Raw genomic sequence first — 25,577 nt, 5'->3', positions numbered from 1 at the left:
CTGTCAGATTCCTGGATGTAAAAATTATTGTCCGCCGCCAACTTGGTCGATGATGCCAGAGATTTGCTTGATGATGGACGTCGCGATACTTTGGTCGTTTCCGTTTTTCACGGCAGTGGCGACAACCGCCATCAATGTGAGGATGACAAATGCCAAACCAACCCACTCAATTGTTGTTGCTCCTCTTTCATTTTTTGTCTTCTCCGTTAAGGATACGTATAGATTCATGCATGCCCCGTTAAATTTCTCCATTAATTTGTTCATCTTTATTCCTCCAAAAAGTGTATTTTTTTATTTCTCCAAACATCTCAACAAATGCTCTTCCTTCATGAACCACCTCCCTTAAAATAATTCCAGAATATTATTTTCGCCGAACAGAATGTTTAAGATCATCATCCCCAGGATCATAATCATCACCAGTGGAGCCATGACCAGAGAGATAATCAGTGTAACCTTCGGCGAGGCCTTTGCCGCTTTCTCTTTGATAATTTCCAGGTTCAGGCGGCGCATTTCCTCCGCCTGATCACTAAAGGTTTGCGAAATCGGTACGCCCAGCCGATTGCCCTGCATCAAAGCCTTGATAAAGCTTTGAAAATCCTCGTCACTATTTCTTTGCAGCAAATGCTGATAGGCGATTTCACGAGGCAATCCCAGTTCCACTTCATGCAAAAAACGCGAGAATTCGTCCCGTATCGGTCCAGAATAATACTTGATGATCTCTTTAATCGCATTTTCCAAACCTGATCCGGATTGGAGGTTGATGCTTACCGTATCCAAAAAGTCAGGCAGATCCCTTCTAAGCTCAATTTGCCTTCTTTTAACCGCATTCCTCAGACCGAAAATCGGAAGAAAATAACCGACAAAGGGCAAAATAAGGAAGGCTACATTCCCAAACGGCAATCCTAGAATAAACATGACGATCCCGACCGCGAACCCGATTAGGACAAGCAAGATTTTGAAGCCCTGGAATCTTGACACAGTGAGATCATACCGGTTCCCCGACCGAAGCAGAAAATCTTCAATTTCCGCAGATTCACTGAAAAAGTTGATTCTTTCCCCAATATCCGCGAAGTCATCTGCATATTTCGACAACTTGTGAATCATATTTTCTATGAAACTTTTCTTTTTAGGCTGGATGAGGCTGCTCGTGACCGCAACCTCGTTGATGTGTTCACTTAAAACCTGTCTTTCTTTTGAGTATTGATAAAGGCTGATTAGGCCGATTAGCATAAAGACCCAAAAAGCGAATGTGAGTACTACAAAAATTGTATCCATCGGCTACACCCTTATATTTGTGACGGCTCGAATGAGGAGGGAAGCGATGATCATTCCAATAAGGAAGATGGTTCCCAATATCATTCCCGGCACTGTAAATAACGTATCCAGGAAACCGTCCATGATCAGATTTAACATCAATAACAACGCAATCGGCATGACTGGCAATATATAAGATATAAACCGCTGTTCAGCTGTGGCCGTTTTTACACTTTGGCGAAGGACCTTCCTGTCTTCAAGCGTATGGGCCATTTCTTCCAGACCCTTTGTCAGATTCCCACCGGATCGTTTTTGGATCAGAAGGGCCGCCGTGAACAACTTGAACTCTCGGGTTGGAACTTTGCTTTCCAATTCTCTGATTGCCGCTTCGAAATCAATTCCGAGACGCAAATTATGTGCAAGCTCCTTGAATTCTTTTTTCGCTGGAAGAGCGATTTCGGTTGCGACCAGTTCCAGTCCCTGGTTGATTGTCATCCCTGCTTTTGTACTGTTCGCCAAAATCCTGCATACTTCCGATAATTGGTCATTCATCAGTTCAAGGTTTTTGTTTTTCCTCAAGAGGAAAATAACAAAATAGCTGGCAATGGTCGCGATGATTGCTGCACTTAAACTGACTGAAAGGCTCATTTCAAAAAATTGATACAGAATAAGAGCGATGGCAAAGCACAAGAATGCCAATACCGTAAAAAACTCCGACGGCAGCAACGGCAAATTCGCGCTGATCAGCTTTACCTTGAACCGTTGGGCAAAAGGGGTCGCATCAAAACGGTCCCCGAAAGTCGACAGGATACTGTTCCGCTTTTTCTCCCTTGCCAAGATGGTTTCGTGCTTTTTCAATACAGCCCGCTTGTCGGAGCGGTAGCCAAGATAGCTGTACAGGCACCAGACGAATACAAGCACCGCCAAGCCGTAAATGACGGCCATTTGCATTTCTTCTGACATCAGCCCACCTCCTGCGGAATGAACATTTGATCGGGAAGATCAATGCCGAAGATCCGGATTCTTTCCAAGCATTTCGGCAAATAACCGGTCGCCTGGAAATAGCCTTCGATTTCACCGTTCTGCTTCATCCGAACCCGCTTGAATTCGAAGATTTCATTGATGCTGATTTCTCCGTTGTCATCGCGGTGAATTTCACAGATGGAGGTGATCTTTCTCGTTCCGTCAGTCAGGCGCTGGGCCTGGACGATAATGTCAAGCGCTCCGACGATGTATTCCCGGACGATATGGGACGGCAGGTCCATTCCGGCCATGATGACCATCCCTTCTACCCTGCGGAGTGCGTCAAATGGCGAGTTGGCGTGGACGGTCGTGATCGAACCTTCGTGACCGGTGTTCATCGCCTGCAGCATGTCGAACGCTTCGGCGCCGCGGACCTCTCCGACGATGATCCGGTCGGGACGCATCCGGAGCGAGTTTTTGACGAGCTGGCGAATGGTGATTTCCCCTTTGCCCTCCATGTTGACAGGACGGGCTTCGAGGCCGACTACATTCGGCTTGTCGAGCCGCAATTCCGCCGAGTCCTCGATTGTGATAATCCGTTCCGCGTCAGGAATCGAATTGCCCATGACGTTCAGGAGCGTTGTTTTCCCGCTGCCTGTACCACCTGAGATCAGGATGTTCATCTTCGACCTGACGATTGCGTCGATGAAAGTAGAGAACGCTTCGTTCAACGTTTCAAAATTAAGCAAATCCTCCATCTGAAACGGCTCTTTCCGGAATTTACGGATCGAGACGACGGGGCCTGTCAGAGAAATCGGCGGTATAACGGCGTTCACACGGCTTCCATCCGGCAAGCGGGCGTCGACCATCGGGGAACTTTCATCAATGCGCCTGCCGAGCGGCGCGACAATCCTGTCGATGACGTGGCGGACATGGCTGTCATCCTTGAAAACGATTTGAGTTTTCTCCAGTTTCCCAAGTTTCTCGATATAGACCGATTTTGGTCCGTTGATGAGAATTTCGGTGATTGCCGGATCTTTTAACAGGGGCTCCAGTGGACCGAAGCCGATCGATTCGTCGATGATCCGTGTCAGCAGTGCCTCTTTGTCATGCCGGGGAATGATCACTTTCTCTTCGCTCATGAACTGGCTGATCAGCTGCTCAATTCGCAGCTTCATCTCGCCTTGAGGTAGATTGGTGAGCATTTCAAGATTGGATTCCCGCAGAATCCTTGCTTTATAGTGATCGACTAGCTCGCTGATATATGGATTGTCATAAGCATGCCTCTTCGACTGCATGTGGACGATCGCTTTGTCCTTTGTTCTTTCAAATAATGACATGTCTCATCAGCCCTTTTTTCGTTGTTTTTCAAACGGTGATGTATTGGGTTCAAATCCTAACGTTTCTTTTCGTTATTCTATAGATTGCAAAACCCACTTCCGAATTCCTCTCGCAAATGGAACGAGCTTCTTTTCATTCGGCTCTTTTCGGAAAGGCTCACTGATGTTCACTTTCGACTGCACACCCTTGATGTCTCTTGAAAGCTTGGCTGCGATCGGATAATTCAGCACTTTTTTGACATCAGCCGGCTGCAGCTCGTTTTCCCTGCCGACTTCATTCAGCAAAACTTCCATCCGCTCCGCCGGGTCGATCCCCAATCTCTGAAACAATGTTTCTACTTGTTTCAGTGTCGATACGGACGGCGTGTCGAGAGTCAGCACGTAATAGATTTTGTCCGATTCCTCAAGTGCCGTAAATGTCTGTGCATCCATATGGCCCGGCAGGTCGACAATGACGAAATCATAGCTTCTCCTGCACGTCCGCAGCAGCTTGGAGACAAATCCCTCCGGCAGCCGCTCGGCCATTTCCGCATCCCTGGGGCTCAGGAGTACTTCCAGCTTGGAATATTGCTCCTTTTGCGAAACATTCCGAATATGACTTTCGTTCAATTCATCAACAACCGGCAGCAAGTCGGCAATTGTTCTGTTCGATTCAATCGACAGGAACGTCTCAGCCCCGCCGAATTGCAGGTTCAGGTCAATCAGGATCACTTGCGCAGTCGACTCGAACTTCAATGTCTGTGCATAAGCGCTAGAGATGAGCGTCTTTCCGACTCCGCCCTTCCCGCTGTAAAAGGAGACAATCTTGCCTCGTCCTCTTTTAAATGATTGGCTTGCCGCTGTCTCACTCGCTTGGCGTTTCCTCTCCTCAGCGATATGGATGATGCTGTCCAGCCTTCCGTACAGCATCGTATTTTCATCCGGCAGTACAAAAAAATCTGTTACGCCCGCCCGTGTCACACTGCGCAGCATATCGAAATCCTGTCTCAGCGCGATGAAAACGACCGGGATATACGGATTGACCGAATGGATATAATCAATCCAATCGACAAACGAATGGTCTTCACTTTCAATCAGAAATATTAAATCCGGTGAAATCCTGTCTAGCTCAGCTTTCAGTTCCCGGTAGGTGATGCTGTCTGTTTTTTCAAACTCACTTGCGACTCCTGCTAAATGGACAAGTGATTCCTCGTCCTCGCTAACGAGCAATATTTTCAAATCCGCACTCATACCTGTCCTCCAACATCATGGCGGATGGCCCGCATCCCCATTTATGATTTGCCCTCTTCTTTATTATCTGCAGGAGGATTTTCCTGCTTAGGCTCTTCTTGTTTTTGTTGTTCTTCTTTAGACTGATCTTTTGGAGCGTCTTCCTTAGGCGCATCCTCTTTCGGTTTTTCTTCCTTCTTCTCTTGGGCCTTGCCTTCTATCTCATCGAGGTTGACATCGCTCTTTCCAACATTTGCTTTCAGTACCCGTATGCTGTCCGCATAATTTTGCATATGAATGATGAGCGGCGCATCCTGGGCAGAGACTTCAATAGCAATTCCCGAAAATTTATCGTCTTTCTTCATTACCGCAGCGACCGGGATGTCCTTCATGAAAGTCGTGGTGACCGGTTTGCCGGTAAAGTTTTGTGAGATGATCAAGTCGACCCTGTCGAGCGCGTCAAGCTGCTGGTCGAAATGGACTCGTTCAGATTCTGGCAGCGCCACAAGCCGGTTGTTCTCATCCCTTGCATTTGATACCGGTTTAATCATCGTCTTCGTAATGACGTCATCGCCAGACAACGGGACAACAAGCACCTTGTCGATTAAGTCTTTCACATCGGTAACATAGGAGCTGTTGATGTATTTGTTTGGCATGTCGATCGCCTTCACCTGTTCCGGCTTAATCAGTGTCCGGGACGGTATATCAGCAGCAGCAACATAAATCTTCGTCATGCCTCCCAGTTCCGCATTCAATGTCTTAATTTTCTGCAAGAACATGAATCCGGCGATTGCAGCGAGTAGTAATGAAATCGCTAAAAAAATCAGTGCTCTTCTTTTTGATTCAAGCATCCCTCTTTGACCCCGTTTCCTTAGCAACAATATGGATTTGGCATTCTTAGAAGAATGCTCATCCTTAGTTAATAACAAGTTCAATAATTGGTCAAATTCTCACACGAAGGGCTATTGACAGGGTAATAGGTATTTGTTCCTGTCTATTCTTTGACAGAGGATGAGAATCAGGGAAAATAGAATCATTTCTTTTGGCGCACGCTTTTACATCCCTCCCTTTTTACACTTATTTTTCCAATTAAGAAGTCCCTAACGAAAAGTAAGTTATGACCTTTTAATCATTTTTGAAAAAAATAAAGGGAGCCAAAAAAACGGCATGCCTTTTTTCCTAGAAGGAAGAAAAACATGCCGTTTAGGGCTGTGTGCCCAATTATTCTGTTACTTTCAAACCTACCGCACCTGCGATAATGAGACAGAGAAAGAGAAGCCTCTTCCACCCCGCTGATTCATGGAAAAATAGAATTCCTGTCAGCACAGCCCCTGCTGCCCCGAGTCCAGTCCAAACCGCATAAGCTGTACCGAGGGGGATGTCCCTCATCGCAAGCGACAAGAATACGAAACCGAGGCCAAAAGTGGCTGTCATTAAAAGCAGTCTGCCGATTGACTTCTTTTGTAGAAACAGTTGAATCAAAATAACCCCAAAAATTTCACCGAAACTCGCAATGACCAAATAAAGCCATGCCACCTTAATCGCCTCCCTCTGCCGCGGAATGCTCTTTCCCGTCCGTCGTGATTTTAATGCCAATCACCCCTATGATGATTAAGCCGATAAATAGTACCTTCACAAGTGAAAAAGGCGTATTAAAAAGAAGAAAATCGACGAGGACAATCGCCGCTGCTCCCGACCCGGTAAATACCGCGTACACTGTGCCCGCCGGCAGCTTTTCACAAGCTTTAATAATGAAGAAGAAACTAAAGATGATCATGATCACCGTCCCGGCCCATTCCAGCGTATTACTAGAATATCGGAGGCCGACCACCCAAAACACCTCGACAATTGCCGCAAACAATACATAAAGCCACGCCAAATTCCCAAGCTCCCTTCCTACGTGCATACTGCCTTTCAGTTTATCACAGACGAAGTCGGGACGGGGGTGGGACGAATATCGGAGGATTGTGCAAGATTCCACGTGTTCTTTGCCCTGATTCGTTCTTTGCTTCTGAAGAATTCAGTGGGCCGGTGCTTTTTGTATCTATGTCGGGCTTTGATACCCGAAGGAAGCTGCTTCTCCGAGAAACACGTGTCTATCATATCCTTTGGCACCGGAAGTATTCAGATTCCTGGCGCTTCACGTTTTTATCACGCCCTTTGATACCGGTAGAATTCTTTTTCTCCAGTCTTCATGTGTCTATCCAAGTATCCTAATGCGCGTTGCTAGGTTGAATCTCCAAATCCCCAAAAGAGCCTCCCGTTGACGCCAAGCTCTGCATAGATCCGCGGTTTGATAGCACTAAACTGCAAATAGCCAATTTGTCCCCCTTAAAAAGTCATGCCGTTTTTCAACTTGAGCATGGACTGCAAACCGGCTATAATACTGCCTGAATTGCAAAAAGAGACAGCAAATTCCTTAGTGGATATTTGCTGTCTTTAACCTGTTTCTACTATTAATATGGTCCGCGGATTTGATCCTTTACCTTGTCATTGTAAAATTGCTGGAGCCTGGCCTGTTCTTCTTCTGTATAGCCTTTCACTTCCAATGCCCCAAGGTTGTCCTTTACCTGCTCCACGTTCTTGAAGCCTGGGATGACGCTTGTCACCGCTTCTTGGTCGAGGATCCACTTGAGCGCGGCTCTCGTCAAATTGCCTCTTCCTTCTGCAATCCATTCCACGTCCCTGCTCAGTTCCACACCTTTTGCAAACTCCAAGCCTGCGAAGGTCTCCCCTACGTTGAAGGCCTCGCCGTTCCGGTTGAAATTGCGGTGGTCATCTTCCGGAAAGCTTGTGTTCTTGCTGAATTTGCCGGTGAGCAATCCGCTGGCGAGCGGTACTCTGGCCAAGATTCCGACTTGGTCGGCCTGTGCTTGGGGAAACAGTTTTTCCAGCGGTTTTTGCCTAAAAAGGTTAAAAATCACTTGCAGAGCGCTGGCATTGGAATGTTCCAGACAAAACAGCCCCTCATCCACCGTCTCCACACTTACGCCGTAATAGCGGATTTTCCCTTCCTTTTGCAGCTTTTCTAGCACGTCAAAAACAGTGCCCTGCTGCAGAATCTCCATTGGCGGGCAATGGATTTGGAAAAGGTCGATGCTGTCCCGCTGCAGGCGTTTCAGGCTGTTCTCACAGTACTCCGTCACCTTTTCGGCAGAGTAGTTTTCTGGGTCATGGATATCCCCTGCCCGGCAAAATTTCGTCGCGATATGGATTGAATCCTTCTTGCCCTTTGTTGCTTTGGCAAGCAGCTCCTCACTATGTCCATCTCCGTAGACATCCGCGGTATCAAAGAAATTCACGCCTTGTTCCATAGCGTAATGCAATCCTTGTAAGGCTTGTTCAACGTTTGTTCTTCCCCATGAACCGCCGATTGCCCAAGTTCCGAAGCTCAATTCACTGATCTGCAAATCCGTATTGCCAAGCCGGTTGTATTTCAATTGTACCCCTCCTCTAATATTAGCCGCGAAAAGCCGCAAGCTCTTCGTTCAATCCTTTTGTCGCTACGTAAACATGGCGGTACACTTCAAACAATTGCTCATATAGGCGGACATTTTCAAGGTTCGGTTCAAATACTTGATCCTCATCCAAAAACTCAGCTGCACAAGACTCTAAAGAATCAAACCAGCCGCATCCAAACGCCGCAAGCATAGCCGCCCCCATTCCTGGCCCTTGCTCGCTCTTCAGCTTGACGATGGAAGCATTAAAGATATCCGCCTGCATTTGCAGCCATGCTGCGTTTTTTGCACCGCCGCCGATCGACACAATCCGATCGATTGTTTTCCCGCTCTCTCTGAAAATCCGGATCGATTCATTCAGGGAAAACGTAATCCCTTCCAGTACAGCCCGGACAAAGTCCTTGCGCTCATGCGAGCTATCCATCCCGACGAAGCTTGCCCGGATGGCCGAATCCGCATGCGGCGTTCTTTCTCCTGATAAATAAGGCGTGAACAGCAGGCCGCGGGAACCGGGAGGAACTGAATCGACGTCTGCCAGCAGGGCTTCAAAGGAATCATTCTTTGCGAACACATCGCGGAACCAGGTCAGGCTGTGTCCTGCAGACAAGGTCACCCCCATTGTGTAATAGGCATCGGGCGCACCGTGGTTGAAATAATGGACCTTCCCGTGAAAGTCCTGATCGCCGTTTTCCTCAAAAGATAGGACGACGCCCGAAGTACCGATGCTGCATAATGTTTTCCCTTCCGAAAGAATGCCTGCACCGATCGCTCCGCACGCATTGTCCGCTCCGCCTGCAAAGACACGGGTCGTTTCCAACAGACCGGTTTTTGCCGCAGCTTCCTCTGTCAGCCTGCCTGTCTCCTGTACGGATTCAACAAGGGGCGGACAGATGGCGGGATCAATGTTTAGCCGTTCGCATATTTCCTTGCTCCATTGCTTCTTTTCCACATCAAGAAGCAATGTTCCTGCCGCATCGGAATAATCCATTTCCAGCGTGCCTGTCAGGCGGAAACGGACGTAATCCTTCGGCAGCAGAAAGAGGGCTGCCCTTTCGTACAAATCGGCTTCATGTTCTTTGACCCATAAAAGCTTAGGCAGAGTGAAGCCTTCCAGGGCAGGGTTCTTAGCAATTTCCAGGAGCTGTTCTTTTCCGAGGACGCGTTCGACTTCCCGGCATTGGGCAGTCGTCCTCGTATCATTCCAGAGAATAGCATTCCGCAGTACCTGCTGGTGCTCATCGAGGAGGACAAGGCCATGCATCTGACCGGAAAAGCTGATGCCTTCAATCGAGGCCGGATCAAAACCGGCTGAAAGTTCGGCAAGCCCCGCAAAGGTTTGCGCTGTCCACAGTTCTGGATCCTGTTCGCTATACCCCATCTTTTCATGAATCAGCGGATAGGACTTTGACACTTCCTTCACAACATTTCCTTTCTGGTCGACAAGCAGCAATTTCACCGCACTCGTCCCCAAATCAATTCCGATCACATACTTCATTCTTTCTCCTCCAATTCATCAAAAATGAAGACAGGAATCTGAACTATTCAGATTCCCATCCTGCTTCACTTGCCGGCAAAGGCAGTCAGCATATATTGATTGATCAATGCTTTGATCTGTTCCTGGTGTCCGGATTGATGCTTGATGTCCGTCAGTTCAAGCGCATGCTTTTCGAGAGAATGGAAGTCTGCTTTTCCGTCCAGGATTTCTTTGCCGATTCCCTCCTGATAGCTGCTGTACCGTTCCTCGATCACCTTTTCAAATACCTGGTCGTCAATCAGTTTTTGAGCGATGACCAATCCGGCGGCAAAACTGTCCATGCCGGCAATATGGGCGTGGAACAAATCTTCCGGTTCAAAAGAGCCGCGGCGCACTTTTGCATCGAAGTTCAATCCCCCGCGACCGAGACCGTCGTTCTTCAAGATCTCATACATAGCGAGAGTAGTGGAATATAAGTCTGTCGGAAACTCATCGGTATCCCAGCCGATCAGCGGGTCTCCCTGGTTGGCATCGACCGATCCGAGCATCCCGTTAATGCGTGCATACCGCAGCTCATGCTCGAAGGTGTGACCAGCAAGGGTGGCATGGTTGGCTTCAATATTAAATTTAAAATGATCGGCAAGATCATAGGCCTGAAGGAAGGCGTGTGCTGTCGCCACATCAAAATCATATTGGTGGGTCGTTGGCTCTTTCGGCTTCGGTTCGATCAGGAACTGCGCATCAAATCCGATTTCTTTGGCATAGTCGACAGCCATATGGAAGAACCGGCCCAAATTGTCCTGCTCCAACTTCATATCGGTATTGAGCAGCGTCTCATAGCCTTCACGGCCGCCCCAGAAAACAAAGTTTTCAGCGCCGAGCTCCTTGCCGATTTCCAAGCCCTTTTTCACCTTGGCCGCAGAATAAGCGAACACATCGGCATTCGGGGAGGTGGCAGCCCCATGGACAAACCGGGGGTTCGTGAAGTTATTCGCCGTGTTCCAGAGCAGCTTCGTTTTGCTGTCTTTCATGTAATCCTTGATCATCGCTACAATCGTATCCAGGTTTTGGTTCGTCTCGCGCAAGCTGTCCCCCTCAGGTGCAATGTCAACATCATGGAAGCAGAAGAAAGGAACGTTCAGCTTTTCAAATAATTCAAAAGCCGCTTCAACACGTGCTTTTGCCAAGTCCAATCCGGACAGCCGATCCCAAGGTCGGACCATCGTTCCCGCGCCGAATGGATCGGAGCCATCCATCGTGAATGTATGCCAGTAGGCAACGCCGAAGCGAAGGATTTCCTCCATTGTTTTCCCGCCGATTACCTCTTCAGGATTGTAAAATTTAAATGCATAAGGATTTTTTGATGTCGGGCCTTCGTATTGTATTGAGCTAATTTCGTTAAAGTATGCCATGGTCTTCCTCCCTGAATTGAAATGATATTCTGAAAATGCTTTCATTTTCATTATAGCAACCTAGATTTTGTTTGTCTATCGAATAAACTAAGTTTAATCTAAATGTATACTGGCTACGTAAGAGCATTAAGGTTTCATTTCAAATTGCCTTACTCTCTTTCCTAAATTTCTCCCTTATCTATTCTATGGTTAGTATTTTCATTTGTTTGTTAGATGGATAAACAATATTTCTTTAATTGATTTATGCTATTATAAAAATAGAAAAACGAAGATTAGGACACCTTCCTGCAGTTTCAATACCTTAGAAATGAGTTGAAGCGCTACATGAAACCAACCCAAACATGGAATCAGCATGTCGTGAAAAAAGAGAATAAACAATTAGTGTTGGAAACCATTCAAAACAATGATGCCATATCGAGGGCAGATATTGCCTATACAACAGGATTGAATAAAGGGACGGTCTCCTCGCTGGTGAGTGAATTGATTGAAGAACATTTCATATATGAATCCGGCCCCGGAAAATCAAGCGGCGGCCGCCGTCCGGTCATGCTTCATTTCAACAAGATCGCAGGCTACTCAATCGGCATTGACCTGGGAGTCAATTATCTGCTCGGGGTGCTGACCGACCTGCAGGGAAACATATACGAGGAAAAGTTAATCAAATACAAAAATTTAAATTTTGAAGAAATAAAAGAGAAGATTTTTCTTCTAATCGACTCCTTAATGTCCTTTGCTCCAGACAGCCCTTACGGAATTGTCGGCATTGGCATCGGCGTCCCGGGAATCGTCAGCAATGAAGGCAATATTTTGCTTGCACCGAATCTTGGGTGGAAAAATATCCACCTGCAACAGATTGTTGAAGAACGATACCATTTGCCGGTAATCATTGAAAACGAGGCGAACGCCGGGGCATATGGCGAAAAGAAATTTGGCGCCGGCAAAACTGCCGATAACATCATCTATGTCAGTGTCGGAATCGGAATTGGTGTCGGAATGGTACTGGGCGGCCAGCTTTACAGAGGAATCAATGGTTTTTCAGGCGAGCTTGGACATATGACAATCGAAGTGGATGGAAAAGAATGCCGCTGCGGCAATCGAGGCTGCTGGGAACTATATGCTTCTGAGCAGGTGCTTGAAGAAGAAGCTCAAAAGTCGGGGCTGCTTGACCGATCTGTTGAGTTTTCCTTGGAAAGTCTCTTGGTTCTCGCAGATGAAGGAAATCAAGAGACCATTGCCCTTTTTGAAAATGTGGGCGACTATTTAGGAGTTGGGTTGAATAATATCGTGAACATCTTTAACCCTGATTTAGTCTTGATCGGCAATCGAATGGCATCCGCGGAGAAATGGCTTTCCCCTTCCCTATCCAAGCGCCTAGATCAAATTTTATCGTTCCAGAAGAAGGATCTAAGCGTTGCCTTCTCGGAATTATCTACCCATTCGAGTGCGCTCGGAATGGCCGCATTCACAGTTGAAAATTTTCATACAAAATCTTTTCAGCAAAACTAAAACTTGAGAAAGAATGCACTCCTCGGGTACTGCATTCTTTCTTCAGACTTCTTTGTTTGTTGATCAGACAAACTATATTCCGCTATACTTCCCTTAAAGGTTACTAGTGTCTTCTTGCAATCTGATCAGAAACATTGGAAACCCTTACCTTTTATCAAAAATAGGAGGTGTGCTTGCCTGGCTATAGGAGGACGTGACTTTTGCAAGTGAACCTAACATGGCCATACATGGCTTTGTGACCGTTTCGATCGTCAAGAGGTCCGCAATATCCGTCTAAATAATACTAGAGGCGTATCGCTTTTCAAGTCGGTATATGTAAGCTGATTTTTCCAAACATACATAGAGGTGAGGAAATTGTCAACAATTCGCAATCCGATTTTACCTGGCTTTCATCCAGATCCTAGTATTTGCCGTGCAGGGGAAGATTACTATATTGCCGTTTCCACATTTGAATGGTTTCCTGGTGTCGGTATTTTCCACTCGAAAGATTTAAAAAACTGGCGGCTTGTTTCACGGCCGCTGAATCGTCTCAGCCAGCTGAACATGATGGGGAATCCCGACTCAGGCGGGGTTTGGGCACCGCAGCTGTCCTATGCTGACGGGAAGTTCTGGCTGATTTATACAGATGTGAAGGTTACAGAAGGGCAATGGAAGGACTGCCACAATTATCTTGTTACCTCCGATTCAATAGACGGCGACTGGTCGGAGCCAGTATTTCTTAATAGTTCAGGCTTTGATCCTTCCCTTTTCCATGACGAGGATGGAAGAAAATATCTTGTTAACATGCTGTGGGACCACCGTGTTGGCCACCATAACTTCTACGGGATTGTCCTCCAGGAATATGATCATGAGAAAGGAAGGTTGATTGGAGAAGCGGAAGTGATCTTTAAAGGAACCGATATCATGCTGACGGAGGCTCCGCATCTCTATAAGATCAATGGATACTATTATTTGCTGACAGCAGAAGGCGGAACAAAATATGACCATCAGGCGACCTTCGCCCGCTCAAAAAATCTCCGCGGTCCTTATGAAGTCCATCCGGACAATCCATTGATCAGTTCATTTGCCCATCCGCGAATTCCTTTACAGAAAGCGGGTCACGCTTCCATTGTCCAAACCCATACCGACGAATGGTTTCTCGTTCACTTGACCGGAAGGCCATTGCCGCGGGAAGGACAGCCTTTGTTGGATCCGCGGGGCTATTGCCCGCTTGGCCGGGAGACCGCGATCCAGCGTCTAGAATGGAAGGATGATTGGCCGTATGTTGTGGGGGGAAATCGTCCGGCGATGGAAATAGAAGGACCGGCCATCCAAGAAGTAATATGGGATCAACCTGGGGAGAAAGATGATTTCGACTCAGAGGCCCTTTCTCTCGACTTCCAGACATTGAGGATTCCTCTCGGCGAAAACATTCTTTCGCTCACGGACCGCCCAGGTCACTTGCGGCTTTATGGAAAAGAATCGCTCACATCCAAATTCACGCAGGCCTTTGTCGCCAGGCGCTGGCAGCATTTCAATTTCACAGCCGAGACAAAGGTATCGTTCCGTCCGGAAACATTCCAGCAATCTGCTGGTCTCGTGAACTATTACAATACCCAGAACTGGACGTCCCTTCAGATGACCTGGAATGAAGGAAAAGGACGGATTCTCGAGCTGATGACATCCGATAATTTTACTTTTGCTCAGCCGCTCCAAGGTAGTGAAATCACTATTCCGGAAGAAGTCGAAAATGTGTATCTTCGTGTGAATGTCAACACGGGAACCTATCAATATTCCTACTCGTTTGACGGTAAAAAATGGACAGACATTCCAGTCACTTTCGAATCCTATAAGTTGTCCGATGACTATATCCAGGGCGGCGGCTTTTTCACCGGAGCGTTTGTCGGCATGCAGTGCCAGGACACGTCCGGCCGCGGGCTTCACGCAGATTTCGATTATTTTACCTACAGGCCTGCTGAACAATGACAGAACAAGACCCCGATGCGCGCAGCATCGGGGTCTTGTTTAAGCAGGAAAGTCAAGTCCTTGTAAATCCTTTTCCTTATGGAAATTCTGTTTATCGCCTGTGTTGGAATTCCGTCTTTTTGAATCGAGAATTCTTTAAAATAATGTTACTCAACAACCGCGCCCGTTTGTGGAACAAGCACTCAGATGGAACTATTGATATACATCCAATAGTTAATTATGCTATATCTATAGTAGGGTGAATAACTTATCTGCTCTGTGTCCACTAATATTCGTAACCAATTATAGAAAACATTTTCTCTTCGTGGTTATTGAGAGTTGTGCTATATTCATAGTGTCTGGAGTGAGTTGATGAAAAAGTTTTTAATAATTACTGCAATAGTTCTTGTTTTACTCGGAGCAGCTGGCTATGCTGTATGGCATTTTGGGACAAATATCGCGTCCGAAAAAATAATCGAAAAAGTGGAATCTACTTTAGATGACGAAAAGCTAGAAGAAGTAAAATCCTACATCGAGAACGATTCGCAGGTTCAAGAAATTGTAAGCGAGGCAGCAACTACAAATCCGGATACTCTTCCCTTCCAAACTAAGGAAGAAGCGACACGTGTGCTAATAAAAAAAGTAGGCATTAATCGCTTACTTGAAATTCAGGAACAAGCACAAAATGGTTCAATTAGTAAGGATGAAGTATTATCCGAAGTTGAAGGCAAACTGTCTGAAGATGAAATTTCTGCTTTGAAATATGTTTTATATAAGGAATTGAATAAATAATACTAGCCATTTAATAGTTCTGTTTGCTGAAGTTCAAAATATTGATCATGCTTGCTGTCTTTAGCTTATTGAACACAGAACAAGCCCTCGATGCGCGCATCGGGGGCTTTGTTCATGCTGGAAGAAACAATCCGATCAGAATCGGGATGATCACCGAAACGATCATCGCGCTCAGCACCATCGCGACCGAACTCGCTGCCCCTTCCCTTTCATCCATTTCCATCAATTTCGCCGTCCCGATCGCATGGGCGGCACTTCCCATGCCGAGTCCCCGCGCGAGCGAATGGGAGATGCCAAGCTTGTCCATCAGGAACGGCCCGGCCACTGCGCCGCTGATTCCGGCAATCATGACAAACGTAACCGCCAAGGATGGGGATGCATGGAACTCGCGGGCAATGTCCATCGCAACCGGCGATGTCACCGATTTGGGCAGCATCGCCACGATGGTCAGCCGGTCGATCCCGATCCACATGCCGAACAGCAATCCACTCGCTGTGCCAGCGGCTGCCCCGGCAAACACACCGGCAGCGACCGCGGCGGCATATCGCTTCAGTACATGGCGCTGCTGGTAGAGCGGATAAGCGAGGGCAACAACAGCGGGACCGAGGAACAGATCAATCCATTTTGCTCCCGCGATATACTCCTCATATGGAACGTTGAAAACAAGCAAGATGACGATGATCCCAACGGTCGCCGTAAGGATTGGCAAGGTCAATGGGTTTGGCAGCTTTTTATTCAGCCATTTTGAAAAGAAGAAGATACCGATCGTCAGGAGGAGCGCCCCCAGCTTTCCAAAAGAATTATCCATGGTGTTCTTCCTCCCTGTCCTTACGGGCTGCCAGCAGCTGTGAAACCCAGCCGGCGCTCAACATGACGATCGCTGTGCTTGCGAGGACCGCTGCAATCAGCCAAGCCCCTCTTCCCTTGAACAGATCAAAATAGACCATCACGCCGACCGTTACCGGCAAAAAAAGGAGCGGCATGTATTGGATAAGCAGCGTTGCCGCACGATCTGCAATATTCTCCTTCACCTTTCCCGACAAAAGCAGGAATAAGAGCAGGAGCATGCCGATGATGCTCCCTGGCACCGGCAAGCCCGTCAATAGCTGAATCCCTGTACCGATATAATAAAAGACGAATAGAATGCCGATTTGCCCGATCCATTTTACTGCTTTCACTTCACTCGCCTCTATTTCTTCTGACTGGAATTCGATTTTTTATTCCCACATGCTGACCGAACCTCTTCTGCGGTCTTTTGGATAAATTGATGATAAGGTGCAAAAGGGAACTCATTCACCTTTTCAAGGGCAAGCTCTGCAAGACGGAAAGCGTCGTCCATTTCCCCCAGCTCCAGCTTGCACAACGCCTGGTACGAAAATGACGTATAGAGAGTCGACAGATCGAACGGGTGATGCAAATAATCCGGTATGTCTACCTGTTGCAAGTATTCCAAGGCCTCTGCAGGGTGCCCCAAATGATACAAGGCTTTCCCTCTTCCCAAAGCAAAATACCGGTTCAGGATTTTATTATCCTCATTCTTCTGTAATGCATCCAATCTCTCCAGCGCCTCTTCATATTCTTCCTTCTCGACCAGCGCCTCAATAAGAATGAGGTCACTGAAGACGAGGGCAAAATCGTCGTCGGTAAACTTGCCGTATTCTTTAAGCTTCTTTAAATAATATTCCAGTTTTTCCTCATTCTCTTCAATGCTGGCATGAGCAGCAGCAATCCGGTACAGGTCATCAATCCGGTAAAAAATCCGCTGTTCCTTCGAATAAGCGATTGCCTGTTCCATCACTTCATGGGCCCTTTCGAAATTCCCTACCGCATAATGCAAGATCGATTCATAATAATCCAAGTCAATCCGGCTGAGCGGCTCGAAATAAGCATATCGTGCTTCGAGTTCCTTCCGCTCCTCTAATAAGATCTCCAATGCCCTTTCATACTGATGATGGATGAATGCAACATCCGAGCGGAAAACAGCGATATCCGTCCGTTTAGAAGACATATTCATGCTGTCATACAAGGCGGCTGCCCGATCCGCGTATTCCTCCCAGCCTTGATCCTGAACCCGGAAAAGACTGATGCTGTAAATTTCAAGCAGACGTGCAGCCTCATAACCCGAGACCAGCTTATCAAGATACGGCCCAATCAACTCAAGCTCCTCTTGATGCTCTTTCTTTTCCTCCATGAAACCGACATGCACAAGCCGTTCTGCTTTCTCTAATAATGACTGCAGTTCCTTCATGCTGCCGTTATCGAGCAGGTCGGCAACTTCAATACCAAGACGCCCCGCTATATAATTCAGGCTCTCCATTGAGGGATTTGCCTTATTGTTTTCAATTAGGCTTAGCATGCCCTTTGAAAGATTGGGTCCTGCCAATGCCTCTAATGTCATATTATTTTCTTTCCGCAAACTGCGGATTGTTTCACCTAACGTTTTGATTTGGCACACCTCCAGCATATAGTTTAATTATATTAAACTTTTTCTTGAAAGGAAAGTTTTCCTGTGTTATCCTTTGTTTAATCAAATTAAACTTTTGAAATGGGGAGTTATAATGGATGAGGAACTGAAGCTGAAAAAGGCGACCTATCATTTGTGGACATTTACGACAAGCAAGCTGATTTCCACGTTTGGAGCTCAGGTTTATGCATTTGCAATCAGCTTTTACATTTTGCAGACGACCGGCTCTGCCAGCAGTTTCGCAATGAACCTGATTTGCAATATTTTGCCGCGGACAATTGTTTCTCCGTTTGCCGGATATGCGGCTGACCGATATTCGAGGAAAAAGATCGTTATTTTGTCCCAGTTGGCGACTACTGCCGTAATTGGCGGACTGCTTGCAATTATTGTGCTCAAAGGGATATCCTTGCCGGCCATTTATACGGCGACTGCCCTGCTCTCCATTGCTTCGGCATTCTCAGGGGTGACGTTCACTTCTTCGATTACTGGGCTTGTGGATAAAGAGAGGATCCAGAAAGCAATGTCCTTGAACCAGATGTCGATTTCCTTTGCCTCGATCGGCAGCCCTGCAATCGGCGGTCTGATGTACGGCGCCGTTTCAATGCCCGTTTTTCTGATCATCTATATGGGGGCATCCCTCATCGCCGTCGTCCTCGAAGCGACGATGAACTTCAATTTGTTTGCTGATCGGAAGGAAAAAGCCAAAGACGCGCCTGCAGAGTCGATGTGGCAAAGTATGAAGGCCGGTTTGTCCTATGTCCGACTCCAATCAATCTTGGTAGTCATCATTACGATCAGCCTGCTGATCAATTTCCTGATCGGCGCTTTTGAAGTCGGCTATTCCTATGTACTAATCGAAATGCTGAAGATCGATTCCTCGCATTTCGGGTTTACTCAAGGGGCTTTTGCTGTCGGGATGCTGCTCATGTCAATCTATTTCTCCATCCGGAAAGAAGTTCGCTATCCGCTGATCGTCTCTAAAAGGGGCATCATCGGGATGGGTGTGACGATTGGTGCGGTATCGGTTCCGTTACTCGTTCCAATTCCATATGCAGCCTCCCTCGGCTTTTATTTGCTGCTGATGTTCTCCTTAGGCAGCCTGGTGATTGTCGTCAATACTCCACTGCAAGTCATGTTTCAAAAGACAATTGATGATGATTATAAGGGAAGAGTATTTTCAATACTGGAAGCTTCCGCCATGGCCTTAATGCCGATCGGAATGGTGCTGTACGGATTCCTATATGACATCCTGCCTGCCCAATGGGTTCTGCTCATCTCTGCCGCAGCTCTCGTGCTCGTTGTCTTGTTCCTTGCCCGGCCGTCCGTAGTTCGGGAAGCCTATCCTGAATTGGCTGATAGGAAAAAAACGGCAGTGAGCGGAACCTTATCCTGAGTGCTCATTAAATGAATTAATAAGGAAAATAGCCGTATACCCAGCCGAAAATTGGCGGTATACGGCTATCTTTTTTATCGATTTCATTCATATAAGCGCTTTTCAAAAGATATGGCTCTGCTTCTGTATCCGAAACCTTTTTCTCTGTCAAACGTAAGAAAGGGAACAACCTATTGGAAAAGGTGAGCCGGATGCAGTTGTATGCTTTGCGGGATGCGATCTTCTTTAGTAAAGATAAAAGCCTTCCTTTGCGAAATGAAAACGGTCAGGATATCGGTCTTATCAGGCGGGAGACGGTTCCGGGGTACGAAAAAAACCATGTATTCTCATATTCTCCGGCGGACGGGCAGGCGAAAGTGACAGTCGGCATCAAAAAAGGCGGCCTGTCACGGTTTATGATGGCCAAATATGGCGTGATAGCAGACGGACAAGAGTTGGAATTGAAGGATAAGCTCGGCAATAACTTTCTGTACTTTTGTGTAACCGGCAAGATCGGTGACAGGCATATCTCCTTCGAGGAAAATTGGAGCCGTGATGTCGAGTTGAGAATTGAGAAACACCCCGTGGCGTTTATCCAAAAAAAGAAAAGGGATCTCCATGCAACCTTTCAATTTGAAGAGGAAATCAAAGAGAATTCCCTATTATTTTCAATGACAATTTTAATGTATTTCATGCTGAAGATTTATAAAGATGAAACAGAAGTTTTCCAAGACTTATTAATGGAGGCAGATTGACAAAGGACATTCTCCATCTGACTTTTCATTATTCCCCCGACAGTTTTTTCACCTTTTCCGTGCAGCGATCCATCGCGGAAAGCACGCTTGCGCGGAAGCCCTGTTTCTCCAATTCTGCCACAGCTTCGATCGTCGACCCTCCCGGCGTGCACACCTGGTCTTTCAGGATGCCCGGATGGAGACCCGTTTCCAGCACCATTTTTGCAGCGCCTAAAACAGCCTGGGCAGCCATTTTATACGCCAATTCTCGCGGGAGACCGGACTTAACACCGCCATCCGCCAGGGCCTCGATGAACATGTAAGCGTAGGCGGGAGAAGAACCGCTGATTGCGGGCACCGCATCCATCAGTCTTTCTTCAAGGACGACAGCCCTGCCGCAGCTTTCAAAAATTTCTACGACTATCGACAGTTCTTCCTCCGTAACATTTTGATTCGCACAGAGGGCACTCATTCCTTCGCCGACGAGCGACGGCGTGTTCGGCATGACCCGTACCGCTTTAATCGAACGGCCGAATGCTTTCTCCAAAAATTCGAGTGTAATGCCTGCAGCAATCGTGATCACGACTGCCTCCTTCTTTGTGCTCTCACTGATTTCCTCAATGATAGTACCGTGAAGGCCGGGTTCAACTGCAAGAATGAGCACATCCGCCCATTCCGCCACTTCCCGATTGCAGCGGGTTGTGCTGATATTGAACGCAGAGTGCAGCGAATCAACTGTGGCTTGTGACTTGGCGCTAGCCATGATGTTCTCCGGCTGGACAAGCTTACTATTCATGATGCCGCCGATAATAGCCCCTGCCATTTTTCCGGCACCGATAAATCCAATTTTTTTCTCAATCAACGCAATCCTTCTCCTTCATCGTCCAATTAAAATGACCGGATAAGCATGGCGGCTCATCCGGTCATTTTTTTATTCGCCGAGGTCGACGTTGTGATAAACCTGGCTCACATCTTCCAGATCCTCAAGCACATCGATCATTTTTTCGAATTGCGCCTGGGCATCTTCCGGAAGCTCAATATGATTTTGGGCAAGCATTGTTAATTCGGCTACCGTAAACTCGGTGATTCCGGCATCTTTCAACGCCTCTTGTACGGCATGAAATTGATCAGGCTCCGCGTAAATGATAACCGCATCTTCCTCTTCCAGGATATCGCGGGCATCAACATCGGCTTCCATCAGGATTTCCAGCACTTCGTCGGCTGTCTTGCCTTCGATGCCGATTACCGCTGTCGCATCGAACATATATGCCACCGAACCGCTGACACCCATGTTTCCGCCGTTTTTGCCGAAAGCCGCACGAACTTCGGATGCAGTCCGGTTCACGTTATTCGTCAACGCATCAACGATTACCATTGATCCGTTCGGGCCGAACCCTTCGTAGCGGAGCTCGTCATAGTTTTCTTCGGCGCCGCCCTTTGCCTTCTCAATTGCGCGGTCAATAATCGTTTTCGGCACGCTGTATGTTTTCGCGCGCTCAAGAACGACTTTCAGCGCCTGGTTGGATTCTGGATCCGGCTCTCCCTGCTTGGCCGCAACATAAATTTCACGACCAAATTTCGCATAAATTCGGCTCGTATTCGCATCTTTGGATGCTTTCTTTTCCTTGATATTGTTCCATTTACGACCCATCTATAAACACTCGCTTTCACTAGAAAATGTACATCAAGAATAGTAAACCTAAATAAGGACGGACACAACCTTTTTTTTATTATACCCTAATTAGGGCGGTTGACGCAGTTTGACGGCTTTGTCCGGCTGATTTTTTCTAATAGCGAGGCCAATTGGTCGATAACTCTGTTGAGACGCTAAATATCTCTTTTGGGCGGTATGTAACCTTCCTAAGATGGTGGATATCTTTTCTAAGGCGGCAGATACTTTTGCCGAGGCATACATTGCCCTTTACAACTTCATTTTTTTACAATCGGTATATAAATATCAAAATGAGGATCATTGGGATCACGATCGACTGGACAATGTTCATGTTTAATCGGCATATAAGGGTCAGAGTAATCTACACCTGCTTCTCTAAATGCGGTATAGTCACTCGCAAATAACCACTGATGTAAATCCGTATAGGTCCTTTGCACATCCTCCCCTTTATTGTGTGCCGTCTTCACATACGTCCATTCAGGAACCCTTATTTCAATCATTCCATCAGGTATTTCCTGCTCCTCACTCACTTCATATACTGCGTAATGTGCGAATCCATCCTCAATTACATGATAAGACAGACCTAATTGAACAACAGGATTCACCCTATGCTCCAACTCATCGGCACGGTCTTCCATTTGTTGAATGACATTTTTTAAATCTGGTACAATTTCAGAGAATGTTCCCTCCCATTTTAATCCTACTGCCCGATAGGCCGGTAACGTGATAATTTCGCAACTCAATATAATCCCCTCCCTTTCTTTGAAGCTTCATAAATCCCTATTTATAGTTTCGCTATCTATAGGTGATTCACCTACTTTCACGTAAAAAACAGGAAAAGAAGAAGACAACCGGCTCCGGCATTTGCTGTGAATTGGTCGATAACTTTCCTGAGGTGGTAGATACTTTTCCCGAGGCGTACATATTTTTCATTTGGTGTACCTTGTTTGCATGAGGCGTACATTGATTGCGGTATGGCGGTAGATTAATAGCTGCTTCTCCGGAAACACGAAAGGAAGAAGGAGCAGTTCGCCTTCTTCCTTAGATGTTCGCCCCTAAGCGAGCGCCTTCTGCTTTTCTTTGTCCAGCTCCTGACGCCAGCGACTAGCAGACTTCGAAGTTGTGCCTACGATAAGTCAACATCGATTCGCCTTGCAGGCTCATCGTGTTTCCTTTATCTCGTTACAACTTCTCCAGTCTGTACGTCGCTAACCGGCGCCTTCTGCTTTTCTTTGTCCAGCTCCTGGCGCTAGGGGCTCGAGGTCGCTTCGACAGAGAGCGCCCTCCGCTTTTCTTTGTCCCCCAGCCACATGGTTTGGTTGTAGGCCATGTCCCAGAAGTGGTATTCGAATTTGGTGGTGTGGAGGAAGATTTTTTCGAGTTTGGTGAGTTCTTTTTCGGATTTGCCATCGGCGAGTTCGTTCATGAGGTCGATGCACCAGGAGGCGAGTTCGCCGAATTCTTCAGATGAGTAGGTTTTGACCCAGTCGCCGTATTTCGGGTGTTCTGCGGCGCCAGGGATTTCGCTCAGTTCTTTGCCGATTTCCCAATAACTCCATGCGCATGGGAGGACGGCAGCCATCACTTCTGCCAATGTGCCGTTTTGCGCGACATGCAGCATATAGTGCGTGTAGCTGAGCACGGTCGGTGACGGCTCGGCCGATTCTAGTTCTTCGCGCGGAATGCCGAAGCGGGCAGCGTAGGAACGGTGCAGTTCCATTTCATAATGGAGGTGCCCTTCGAGTATTTTTGAGAATCTTTCCATATGGCGCAGTTCATCGGCTTTGACGACAGCGATGGCAAAGATTTTCACATAGTCGATCAAGTACAGATAATCCTGGACCATGTAAAATTTAAATTTCTCTTCATCCAACGTACCGCTTCCGATTTCCTGAACGAACGGATGATAGTAGTTCCTTCTCCAAATCGGCAGTGCTTTTTCCAGCATTCTCTCTGTGAATTTCAAGAAAAGTCCTCCCTTTTTACGAAAATAGTTCATAATAGATTTTTTTCGCTTCCTGAATATCGTTCATGCCGTGGATGAACAGCCGACCGTCTTTAAAAAATATCAACTGACGGCCCCTGTACCGGAAACTGAGCAAAAACTCATTCCTTTTCAGATTGTCAACGACCGGAGCCAGGTCATCTGAGATTTCGGCCAGTTCCTTGCCAAAAGGCCTGGGCGGGCGGATTTGGACAGTGTCCCTCCCGCAGAGGACGGCAAATTTCGTCCGGCTCTCCATCTGGAGGTACGGATAGGATGCCTCCTTTCCGCAAGAGGGGCAGCCCCTTTTTTTCAGTGGTGCCGGGTTGATATCGGCTCGGGTGTTCTCCCACACATCTGCGGCATAAATTGTCTTTCTCAATGCCTGTTCATTGCCTGTCAGGATTTTGAGTGCTTCCGCCGTTTGGATCGCCGTCACCAGCTGAGCGGCGGGCGAGATAATTCCCGCTGTATCGCATGTAAGGCCGGCGGGCGGCAGTGTTTCCAGCAGACAATGGAGACAAGGGGTTTCCCCCGGGATGATCGTATAGGTGATCGCTTGGGATCCGACACAGGCTCCGTAAATCCAGGGGATGCCCCATTTTTGTGAAACATCGTTGATGAGCAGCCTCGTCTCAAAATTATCGGTCGCATCCATAATCAGGTCCCACTTCTCTGTCTCCGCCCGTGATTCAAGCCAGGCAGGATCAGCCTCACCGATGACCGCATCGATCAAGGTATCCCGGTTGATTCTGGCAAGCGCCGCTTTGATTGCTGCAGCTTTTGGCGTCTTATCCGCCGCATCCTTTTCGGTGAAAAGCTGCTGGCGCTGCAGATTGGATGCTTCGACGTAGTCCCGGTCGATAATCGTGATCTTGCCGATCCCGGCCCTTGCCAATGTTTCGGCGATGGATGTGCCAAGGGCGCCTGCTCCGACAATCATCACATGGGAATCGAGCAGCCGCCTCTGGCCTTCTTCACCGATCGGGGAGAACAGCACTTGCCTGGAATAACGGTCCGCCGTCACAACGGAATATTCTCCAGCGGGCTTGTCGGCTCGGCAAATGGCTTTTTCGGAATCCGGCCGGCTTCATATCCGAGACGCCCGGCCCGCACTGCCCACTTCATCGCTTTGGCCATTTTTACAGGATCATCCGCACGAGAAACGGCACTGTTTAACAACACGGCATCTGCTCCTAGTTCCATTGCCAAGGCGGCGTCGCTTGGGGATCCGATGCCGGCGTCGACAATGACCGGCACTGTGGCCGCTTCAATGATCATCCGTAAATTCACAGGGTTCAAGATTCCAAGGCCCGACCCGATCGGCGAAGCAGCCGGCATGACCGCGTGGCAGCCCATATCCTGCAGCCTTTTGGCCAGAATGACGTCGTCGGATATGTACGGAAGTACGATGAACCCTTCTTCAAGCAAAAGTTCACAGGCCTTCGCAGTCTCGAACGGATCCGGCAGAAGAGTCTTGTCACAACCGAACACTTCGACCTTGACCATATGGCAAAGACCCGAAGCCTTCGCCAGCTTTGCAATCCTTACTGCCTCTTCAGCTGTTTTCGCCCCTGCAGTGTTCGGCAAAAATAGGAATCTTTCCAACTCGATCTCTTCGAGCAGATTGGGCTGCTGCTGATTGTAAATATTCATTCTTCTTACGGCGAAGGTCAATACTTCCGTTTCTGATGCGGCTACAGCCTCTTTTTGGACAGCGACAGACGGAAACTTTCCTGTTCCGAGAAATAAACGTGATGCGAACGTGTATGGACCGATTTTTAATGACATTTAACCGCCTCCTACAAATTGGACTATTTCGATTTTGTCTCCTGCTGCTAGGGGATGCTCATTCCAGCTTCCCTTTTCCAGCACCGTGCCGTTTTGCTCAACAATGGCAAATTCCTTTTTCACCGCTAAAAATTCGATCAGCTCTCCGACAGTCCGGACGTCATCCGGGGATTGGAGTCTCTGGCCGTTGACGGTCACTTCCACGTAA

26 protein-coding genes are annotated in these 25,577 nt (G+C 47.5%); 5 read left to right on the top strand and 21 right to left on the bottom strand.

Annotated elements, in window-relative coordinates; all coding sequences use genetic code 11:
- Positions 1-24: 24 nt before the first annotated feature.
- The 11 genes from AC0TWI_RS03025 to xylA all read right to left on the bottom strand — a co-directional run bounded on the left by AC0TWI_RS03025 (position 25) and on the right by xylA (position 11,110).
- Positions 25-264 carry a hypothetical protein gene (locus tag AC0TWI_RS03025; RefSeq protein ID WP_488124854.1) on the bottom strand — a complete coding sequence of 80 codons (240 nt, stop codon included), beginning with the start codon at positions 262-264 and terminating at the stop codon, positions 25-27.
- 78 nt (positions 265-342) lie between these two features.
- Positions 343-1,275 carry a type II secretion system F family protein gene (locus AC0TWI_RS03020; RefSeq protein WP_488124853.1) on the bottom strand — a complete coding sequence of 311 codons (933 nt, stop codon included), beginning with the start codon at positions 1,273-1,275 and terminating at the stop codon, positions 343-345.
- Between the two features lie 3 nt (positions 1,276-1,278).
- Entirely contained in the window at positions 1,279-2,217 is a 939-nt protein-coding gene (locus AC0TWI_RS03015) for a type II secretion system F family protein (RefSeq protein WP_488124852.1), read from the bottom strand.
- Positions 2,217-3,557 (bottom strand): TadA family conjugal transfer-associated ATPase, encoded by a 1,341-nt coding sequence (locus tag AC0TWI_RS03010; protein ID WP_488124851.1) that lies wholly within the window; start codon positions 3,555-3,557, stop codon positions 2,217-2,219. The genes AC0TWI_RS03015 and AC0TWI_RS03010 overlap by 1 nt, the downstream gene beginning before the upstream one ends.
- Positions 3,558-3,629: 72 nt before the next feature.
- Positions 3,630-4,787, bottom strand: a complete 1,158-nt coding sequence (locus AC0TWI_RS03005; protein WP_488124850.1) for a CpaE/TadZ family protein — start codon at positions 4,785-4,787, stop codon at positions 3,630-3,632.
- A gap of 41 nt (positions 4,788-4,828) precedes the next feature.
- On the bottom strand, positions 4,829-5,617 hold the full coding sequence (gene cpaB / locus AC0TWI_RS03000; protein WP_488124849.1) for a Flp pilus assembly protein CpaB: 789 nt from the start codon (positions 5,615-5,617) through the stop codon (positions 4,829-4,831).
- 370 nt (positions 5,618-5,987) lie between these two features.
- The gene (locus tag AC0TWI_RS02995) at positions 5,988-6,302 is read right to left on the bottom strand and encodes a DMT family transporter (RefSeq protein ID WP_488124848.1); all 315 of its coding nucleotides are present in this window, start codon (positions 6,300-6,302) and stop codon (positions 5,988-5,990) included.
- 1 nt (position 6,303) lies between these two features.
- Positions 6,304-6,645 carry a DMT family transporter gene (locus AC0TWI_RS02990; protein WP_488124847.1) on the bottom strand — a complete coding sequence of 114 codons (342 nt, stop codon included), beginning with the start codon at positions 6,643-6,645 and terminating at the stop codon, positions 6,304-6,306.
- 577 nt (positions 6,646-7,222) lie between these two features.
- The gene (locus tag AC0TWI_RS02985; RefSeq protein WP_488124846.1) at positions 7,223-8,206 is read right to left on the bottom strand and encodes an aldo/keto reductase; all 984 of its coding nucleotides are present in this window, start codon (positions 8,204-8,206) and stop codon (positions 7,223-7,225) included.
- Positions 8,207-8,225: 19 nt separating this feature from the next.
- A complete protein-coding gene (gene xylB, locus AC0TWI_RS02980; protein ID WP_488124845.1) occupies positions 8,226-9,719 on the bottom strand; it encodes a xylulokinase in 1,494 nt (497 codons plus the stop codon).
- Positions 9,720-9,784: 65 nt separating this feature from the next.
- The gene (gene xylA / locus AC0TWI_RS02975) at positions 9,785-11,110 is read right to left on the bottom strand and encodes a xylose isomerase (protein WP_488124844.1); all 1,326 of its coding nucleotides are present in this window, start codon (positions 11,108-11,110) and stop codon (positions 9,785-9,787) included.
- Between the two features lie 324 nt (positions 11,111-11,434).
- Here xylA and AC0TWI_RS02970 point away from each other — a divergent pair, with 324 nt between their 5' ends.
- From AC0TWI_RS02970 to AC0TWI_RS02960, 3 genes are all read left to right on the top strand, one after another.
- Positions 11,435-12,616 (top strand): ROK family transcriptional regulator, encoded by a 1,182-nt coding sequence (locus AC0TWI_RS02970; protein ID WP_488124843.1) that lies wholly within the window; start codon positions 11,435-11,437, stop codon positions 12,614-12,616.
- 354 nt (positions 12,617-12,970) lie between these two features.
- Entirely contained in the window at positions 12,971-14,581 is a 1,611-nt protein-coding gene (locus AC0TWI_RS02965) for a glycoside hydrolase family 43 protein (protein WP_488124842.1), read from the top strand.
- A gap of 351 nt (positions 14,582-14,932) precedes the next feature.
- Positions 14,933-15,352 (top strand): hypothetical protein, encoded by a 420-nt coding sequence (locus AC0TWI_RS02960; protein WP_488124841.1) that lies wholly within the window; start codon positions 14,933-14,935, stop codon positions 15,350-15,352.
- Positions 15,353-15,464: 112 nt separating this feature from the next.
- Here AC0TWI_RS02960 and AC0TWI_RS02955 read toward each other — a convergent pair whose 3' ends face one another.
- Genes AC0TWI_RS02955 through AC0TWI_RS02945 form a run of 3 tightly spaced genes read right to left on the bottom strand, consistent with a single transcriptional unit; the run spans position 15,465 to position 17,816 of the window.
- Positions 15,465-16,160: an LrgB family protein gene (locus AC0TWI_RS02955; RefSeq protein WP_488124840.1), complete on the bottom strand. Its 696-nt coding sequence runs from the start codon at positions 16,158-16,160 to the stop codon at positions 15,465-15,467.
- Complete coding sequence (locus tag AC0TWI_RS02950; RefSeq protein ID WP_488124839.1) at positions 16,153-16,530, bottom strand: CidA/LrgA family protein; 378 nt, start codon at positions 16,528-16,530, stop codon at positions 16,153-16,155. Before AC0TWI_RS02950 ends, AC0TWI_RS02955 begins: the two co-directional genes overlap by 8 nt.
- An 11-nt stretch (positions 16,531-16,541) precedes the next feature.
- Positions 16,542-17,816: a helix-turn-helix domain-containing protein gene (locus AC0TWI_RS02945; protein WP_488124838.1), complete on the bottom strand. Its 1,275-nt coding sequence runs from the start codon at positions 17,814-17,816 to the stop codon at positions 16,542-16,544.
- Positions 17,817-17,910: 94 nt separating this feature from the next.
- Here AC0TWI_RS02945 and AC0TWI_RS02940 point away from each other — a divergent pair, with 94 nt between their 5' ends.
- Complete coding sequence (locus AC0TWI_RS02940; protein WP_488124837.1) at positions 17,911-19,209, top strand: MFS transporter; 1,299 nt, start codon at positions 17,911-17,913, stop codon at positions 19,207-19,209.
- 173 nt (positions 19,210-19,382) lie between these two features.
- Positions 19,383-19,943 (top strand): hypothetical protein, encoded by a 561-nt coding sequence (locus AC0TWI_RS02935; protein ID WP_488124836.1) that lies wholly within the window; start codon positions 19,383-19,385, stop codon positions 19,941-19,943.
- Positions 19,944-19,971: 28 nt separating this feature from the next.
- Here AC0TWI_RS02935 and proC read toward each other — a convergent pair whose 3' ends face one another.
- The 7 genes from proC to thiS all read right to left on the bottom strand — a co-directional run bounded on the left by proC (position 19,972) and on the right by thiS (position 25,573).
- The gene (gene proC / locus AC0TWI_RS02930) at positions 19,972-20,781 is read right to left on the bottom strand and encodes a pyrroline-5-carboxylate reductase (protein WP_488124865.1); all 810 of its coding nucleotides are present in this window, start codon (positions 20,779-20,781) and stop codon (positions 19,972-19,974) included.
- Positions 20,782-20,853: 72 nt separating this feature from the next.
- Positions 20,854-21,573, bottom strand: a complete 720-nt coding sequence (locus AC0TWI_RS02925; protein WP_488124835.1) for a YebC/PmpR family DNA-binding transcriptional regulator — start codon at positions 21,571-21,573, stop codon at positions 20,854-20,856.
- Between the two features lie 278 nt (positions 21,574-21,851).
- The gene (locus tag AC0TWI_RS02920; RefSeq protein ID WP_488124834.1) at positions 21,852-22,337 is read right to left on the bottom strand and encodes a GyrI-like domain-containing protein; all 486 of its coding nucleotides are present in this window, start codon (positions 22,335-22,337) and stop codon (positions 21,852-21,854) included.
- A 506-nt stretch (positions 22,338-22,843) separates the two neighbouring features.
- Positions 22,844-23,560, bottom strand: a complete 717-nt coding sequence (tenA, locus tag AC0TWI_RS02915) for a thiaminase II (protein WP_488124833.1) — start codon at positions 23,558-23,560, stop codon at positions 22,844-22,846.
- Positions 23,561-23,576: 16 nt separating this feature from the next.
- Positions 23,577-24,605, bottom strand: coding sequence for a ThiF family adenylyltransferase (locus AC0TWI_RS02910; RefSeq protein ID WP_488124832.1), 1,029 nt, complete (start codon positions 24,603-24,605; stop codon positions 23,577-23,579).
- Positions 24,602-25,369, bottom strand: coding sequence for a thiazole synthase (locus tag AC0TWI_RS02905; RefSeq protein WP_488124831.1), 768 nt, complete (start codon positions 25,367-25,369; stop codon positions 24,602-24,604). Before AC0TWI_RS02905 ends, AC0TWI_RS02910 begins: the two co-directional genes overlap by 4 nt.
- Positions 25,370-25,573: a sulfur carrier protein ThiS gene (gene thiS, locus AC0TWI_RS02900; protein WP_488124830.1), complete on the bottom strand. Its 204-nt coding sequence runs from the start codon at positions 25,571-25,573 to the stop codon at positions 25,370-25,372.
- Between the last annotated feature and the right edge of the window lie 4 nt (positions 25,574-25,577).

It is taken from the genome of Lederbergia sp. B243.17 (assembly GCF_057657925.1).
This window is presented reverse-complemented; position numbering and strand designations above follow the sequence as displayed.

Bases quoted from the DNA above. Each gene is read 5' to 3' on its own strand.
- AC0TWI_RS03005 (WP_488124850.1), bottom strand. From the start codon at position 4,787: ATGAGTGCGGATTTGAAAATATTGCTCGTTAGCGAGGACGAGGAATCA.
- AC0TWI_RS03020 (WP_488124853.1), bottom strand. From the start codon at position 1,275: ATGGATACAATTTTTGTAGTACTCACATTCGCTTTTTGGGTCTTTATG.
- AC0TWI_RS02905 (WP_488124831.1), bottom strand. From the start codon at position 25,369: ATGTCATTAAAAATCGGTCCATACACGTTCGCATCACGTTTATTTCTC.
- AC0TWI_RS02940 (WP_488124837.1), top strand. From the start codon at position 17,911: ATGGATGAGGAACTGAAGCTGAAAAAGGCGACCTATCATTTGTGGACA.
- AC0TWI_RS02925 (WP_488124835.1), bottom strand. From the start codon at position 21,573: ATGGGTCGTAAATGGAACAATATCAAGGAAAAGAAAGCATCCAAAGAT.
- AC0TWI_RS02960 (WP_488124841.1), top strand. From the start codon at position 14,933: ATGAAAAAGTTTTTAATAATTACTGCAATAGTTCTTGTTTTACTCGGA.
- AC0TWI_RS02955 (WP_488124840.1), bottom strand. From the start codon at position 16,160: ATGGATAATTCTTTTGGAAAGCTGGGGGCGCTCCTCCTGACGATCGGT.
- AC0TWI_RS02970 (WP_488124843.1), top strand. From the start codon at position 11,435: ATGAAACCAACCCAAACATGGAATCAGCATGTCGTGAAAAAAGAGAAT.
- cpaB (WP_488124849.1), bottom strand. From the start codon at position 5,617: ATGCTTGAATCAAAAAGAAGAGCACTGATTTTTTTAGCGATTTCATTA.
- AC0TWI_RS02945 (WP_488124838.1), bottom strand. From the start codon at position 17,816: ATGCTGGAGGTGTGCCAAATCAAAACGTTAGGTGAAACAATCCGCAGT.
- AC0TWI_RS03025 (WP_488124854.1), bottom strand. From the start codon at position 264: ATGAACAAATTAATGGAGAAATTTAACGGGGCATGCATGAATCTATAC.
- AC0TWI_RS03015 (WP_488124852.1), bottom strand. From the start codon at position 2,217: ATGTCAGAAGAAATGCAAATGGCCGTCATTTACGGCTTGGCGGTGCTT.
- AC0TWI_RS03010 (WP_488124851.1), bottom strand. From the start codon at position 3,557: ATGTCATTATTTGAAAGAACAAAGGACAAAGCGATCGTCCACATGCAG.
- xylA (WP_488124844.1), bottom strand. From the start codon at position 11,110: ATGGCATACTTTAACGAAATTAGCTCAATACAATACGAAGGCCCGACA.
- xylB (WP_488124845.1), bottom strand. From the start codon at position 9,719: ATGAAGTATGTGATCGGAATTGATTTGGGGACGAGTGCGGTGAAATTG.